The organism is Cetobacterium sp., from assembly GCF_048470075.1.
Taxonomy (GTDB): domain Bacteria; phylum Fusobacteriota; class Fusobacteriia; order Fusobacteriales; family Fusobacteriaceae; genus Cetobacterium_A.
Map to the genome: position 1 here is coordinate 1 of NZ_DBGBQB010000122.1, position 4,689 is coordinate 4,689.

Sequence of the window (4,689 nt, forward strand, 5' to 3'; positions counted from 1 at the left end):
CCTTTATTCTTATAATAGGGGTCCCGTCAGGAAAACGCGGAATAACAACGCTAAGAATTTTCCTGACTACCTATAACCCCTTTATTTTCAATGCTTTAATCTATATTTAACTCTCTTAAAAATTCTAAAGAAGTAGTACAATTAGAATCAAAATTATATTCTCCTAAAAGGTTAATATGCTCCCAAGCAAGAGGAGATATATTCCCTAAGGCCTCGCGTCGTTTTTTTTTGTCCTTTTGCACCAATTAGCCTTTTTAGTCAATAAAATCAAGGGATACCAAACTTTGATATCCCTTTTTTATTATTTAGGAAATTATAATTTTTTGAAATTGTCCTTAAAAATGGTAAAAACTAAGAATTAGCTAATAAATCTATTAAAGTTAATCTAGTATTTTACTTTATAGAAAAGCAAAATACCACAGTTACCTGTGGTTAGAAATTTTAAATTTTCTTCTTGAGTCTAAAATCAAAAATACCATATTTTTTATGGAAAAATATAGTTAAAATCATATTAGATCCGCATTGAAGGCACTTTAATGGATTTATACCTAGCCATTTCTCTATGCGCTCAGCCCAAGTAAGTTTTCTAATAATATTTTATTTTTTTAAATATTTAAGTTTTTTAATTCTTGAGAGAAGTTTCCCGAGTAAAGACCGTATCTTCTAATCATTTTAAAACCTTTAGGTAGAATATGAGCAACTAATTGTTTAATGAACTTTTCTACAGGAAGTTCAAGAAATACTTTATTTTTATCAGGGAGTTGTTCATACCAAAAAGTAACGCTATTACCATTAAAATGAGTGATTCTATATTCAGCTAAAGGAGGTCTAGCGAGATATCTACCTAAATACTTAAGAGCATTTAAAGAATTGTAAACTTCAGTTCCTTTAACATCAATAAAAAAATCGATTTGATTTTTCCAAATAGAATTGATAATGTTTAAAAGCTTATGATCATTAGGAAAAGCTTCTTTTAAAGCTGTAGTAATAATATATTTCCAAGAATTTTTAAATGGTGAGTAAGGAAAAAAATCAACAGATTTCCATTGTAAGGTTTCTTTGAATCCACCACAAGTAATTAAGATATGTAGGTGAGGATTAAAATTAGATTTTCTACCAAAGGTATGGAAAAAAGTAATGTATCCAAAATGAGTTATTTTGTATTTTTTCCAAAAGTGATCTTTAAATACAGAATTAAGTGAGTCAGAAATAGAAGTTAAAAGTTCTCTATTATTAAGAAAAAAAGATCGAAGTTCCTTAGGAATTGTAAAGAGAAGATGCTTATGTTTCTGATTAATCATTTGTTGATTAAGTTTATTAGCCCAATTTTCGGTATATATTTTAGAACAACAGGGACAAAATTTAGTTTTACAAGTAACGGGTTTACATGCGTGTGAACCACAATGTGGACACTGATATTCTATTCTGGCAAAATCAAAATTTTTGCAGTTAATGGATTTAAAGACAGTATCTTTAATATGATTAAAGTAGTCTTTAGAAAAAAATTCTTGAATAGAATTTAAAATATTAGTATAATTGACAGAAGTAAAAATTTGTTTAATAGTATACATAGTGTAACTATTATATCAAAAAATTAGCTCTGTCACAAAAGTGGCAGAGCTTTTTTTATTATAATAGAAAAAATTATAATAGTTTTGCAGCTAACTCAGCTAATGATGAACGTTCACCTTTTTTCAAAGTCACATGCCCCACTATATTTTCATTTTTTAATTTGTCTGATAAATATGTAAGTCCATTTGTATCTGCATCTAAATATGGACTGTCAATTTGATCTGGATCTCCTGTTAGAACTATCTTTGTATTTTCTCCTGCTCTTGTTATTATGGTTTTTACTTCAAGAGGAGTTAAGTTTTGTGCTTCATCTATTACTATATAGCCATTAGGAATACTTCTTCCTCTTATATAAGTAAGAGCTTCTATTTTTAAAAGTCCCATTGTTTGAAGACCTAAGATTACTTTTTCTCCTGTTTTTTCACCTTTTTCTTCAGCTAAGTAATCAATATTATCATATATTGGTTGCATCCACGGTCTTAATTTTTCCTCTTCACTTCCAGGTAGATATCCTAAATCTTTTCCCATAGGTATTATTGGTCGAGCTATAAGCAATTTTTTATATTTACCTCTTTCAACAACTTGCTCTAATCCAGCTGCTATTGCTAGTAAAGTTTTTCCAGTTCCTGCTTTTCCAACTAAAGTTACAACCTTTATGTTATCATCCATTAAAAGTTCCATTGCATATTCTTGTTCATCATTTCTTGCTCTAGCACCCCAAGCAGATATTTGTCCTTCTAAGTTTCTTCTAATTTTACCACCTATATATCTTCCTGAAGTCTTTTCTTCACCACATCTGAATCTTATAAACATATTTTCTGTAAAATGATACTCTTTTCCTAACTCCCAAACATTTATTTTTCCAGATTTATCAAATTTATTATAAATATCTCTTGAAACTTCAATCTCTTCATATCCATCATATAATGTTGTGTAATCTGTTCTATCTGTTTCATAATCTTGAACCTCTAACCCTAAGGAATCTGCCTTAATTCTCATATTTATATCTTTAGTTATTAAAATAACTTTCATTTCTGGATTTTTATTTTTAATTCCTAGAGTTGTTGCAATTATTATGTTATCTGTTGAATCTTTTTTTAATGTAGATGGAAGTAAGTTTAAATCACTTTCTATTTCTACTCTGAAAAAAATCTTTTTCTCTAGCTCTACTCCTTTTGCAATACACCCTTTTTTTCTTATGTTATCTAGCTCTCTTGCTGCTAATCTAGCTTGTATAGCTGTTGTACTATTTCTTTTTAGCTTATCTATTTCCTCTATAACAAATATTGGAACAACAACTTCATTATCTTCAAAACTATAAATACTACGGTGATCATGTATCAAAACATTAGTGTCTAGAACATAGATTTTTCTCATGCAATCATCCCCTTAATTAAGTTTTTTTAACTAACTATTTCAAATATTTTTACTAAGCAAGGAATCTATTTCCTTTTTAGAGATATCTTTTACAAAATAAAGGCAAAGAAAAAAGATTTGAGAAAATTTTAAGTATTAAATTATTAAATATTGGCGGAGGAGAGGATTATGAAAAAAATAATTTTTACTTTTTTTACTTTGTTTAGCTTAACTTTTTCCAATGAAGTTATATTGAGAAAAGAGTTGTCTTATAATAAATACACTTTAGAGCATTTTTATAAATATAAAAATACGTCTAGAGAGTTTCAATGGAAAAAAATAGAGGATAAGATATTATCTATAGAGAGATTTAAAAATGAATATGGGAAAATAGGAACTTTAAGAAATTTTAAAAATTCAAATGGTAATCCAGCTCAATTAGAAAGTTTTTTAACATCTCCAGAAAGAGATAAATATGGTGTTAGAAGATATCAAGGTATACCACTATATCAATCTTTAGATAAAAAACCAATAAAATATGGATGGGATGGATCTTTGGTGGGGATTATAGAAGAAAAGGACGGTTTTGTAAAAATAAAAATAGAAGGTATAGAGGGAGAGTGGTGGACCCCAAAGCGATATGTAAAACAGATATTAAATGAACCTACAGATAAATTAATAGTTATAGACAGAAAAAATCAGAATATAGTTACTTTACAGAAAAGTTATGATACTTGGTTAATTAGAAGTATGAATCCTGCTACGACTGGACTAAACAAACTACCTCATAACTATCCAACCCCTTTAGGAACTTTTGTTGTACAAAATAAAAAACCTCGAATGAACTACTTAAAATTAGGAAGCTCATCTGAAATTGCTGGTTTTGCTCCATACGCAACTAGATTTTCAGGCGGTGGATATATACACGGAATCCCTGTAGAATTACCTAGAACAAAGATAATTGAATACTCTCCAACTTTAGGTTCTACTCCTAGATCTAGAATGTGTGTTAGAAATGCTTCATCTCATGCCAAATATGTTTATGAATGGGCAAACCCACTTAGCACTCTAGTGATTGTTATTGAATAATAAAGAGGTGATTTATGACATTAAGTAAAGAAAAGTACGTTACGTACCTTGCAATATTAACAGCTTCATTTGGATATATTTTTGATTTTGATTCAGCAGTTATTTCTAGCAGTATTGAAGCACTGACAAAAACTTTTAATGTCAGCAAAGATATGACAGGATTATTTATTACAATAGTGTTAATCGGAGGACTTCTTGGAGGTTTTTTAGGTGGAGTTTTCTCTGAGAAAATTGGCCGAAAAAAAACTATTGTCTATAGCTTACTTGGATTTTTAATCGGTGGAGTTTTTACAATTTTATCAAGAGATGTCGAACTTTTTTTAACTGGACGATTTATTATGGGCTTAGGACTAGGAAGTATCTTCCTAGTCGGCTCTATATATATTATCGAAATTTCCCCTATTGAATCAAGAGGTAAAAATGGAACTATTAACCAACTTTTCATGCCTTTAGGTTTGGTTGTTGGATTTGGATTAGCTTATTTAGTCAATAAATATTTGACATCCACTCATCTATTAGAAAACTCTTGGAGAATATTATTTTTTTTAGAAACTATTCAAGGAATGATAATATTTTTACTATTTTTAAAAATTCCTGAAAGTCCGAGATGGTTATACTTAAAAAAAAGCGAAAAAAAAGCGAGAGAAAGTCTTAAAAAAGTTTTACCAGAAG

4 protein-coding genes are annotated in these 4,689 nt (G+C 28.9%); 2 read left to right on the plus strand and 2 right to left on the minus strand.

Translation table 11 applies throughout. From position 1 onward, the window contains the following. Positions 1 to 605: 605 nt before the first annotated feature. Entirely contained in the window at positions 606 to 1,571 is a 966-nt protein-coding gene (locus ACMOUI_RS04410) for an IS91 family transposase (protein ID WP_418964523.1), read from the minus strand. A gap of 73 nt (positions 1,572 to 1,644) precedes the next feature. Then, positions 1,645 to 2,949 carry a PhoH family protein gene (locus ACMOUI_RS04415; protein WP_418964524.1) on the minus strand — a complete coding sequence of 435 codons (1,305 nt, stop codon included), beginning with the start codon at positions 2,947 to 2,949 and terminating at the stop codon, positions 1,645 to 1,647. A gap of 168 nt (positions 2,950 to 3,117) precedes the next feature. On the opposite strand from ACMOUI_RS04415, the gene ACMOUI_RS04420 reads away from it, so the two are divergent. Continuing rightward, positions 3,118 to 4,017 (plus strand): L,D-transpeptidase, encoded by a 900-nt coding sequence (locus ACMOUI_RS04420; protein ID WP_418964525.1) that lies wholly within the window; start codon positions 3,118 to 3,120, stop codon positions 4,015 to 4,017. Between the two features lie 14 nt (positions 4,018 to 4,031). Beyond that, positions 4,032 to 4,689: MFS transporter (locus ACMOUI_RS04425; RefSeq protein WP_418964526.1), on the plus strand; the 658-nt coding region annotated here is incomplete at its 3' end.

Coding starts and splice junctions, on each gene's coding strand:
- ACMOUI_RS04415 (WP_418964524.1), bottom strand. CDS start 2,949: ATGAGAAAAATCTATGTTCTAGACACTAATGTTTTGATACATGATCAC.
- ACMOUI_RS04410 (WP_418964523.1), bottom strand. CDS start 1,571: ATGTATACTATTAAACAAATTTTTACTTCTGTCAATTATACTAATATT.
- ACMOUI_RS04420 (WP_418964525.1), top strand. CDS start 3,118: ATGAAAAAAATAATTTTTACTTTTTTTACTTTGTTTAGCTTAACTTTT.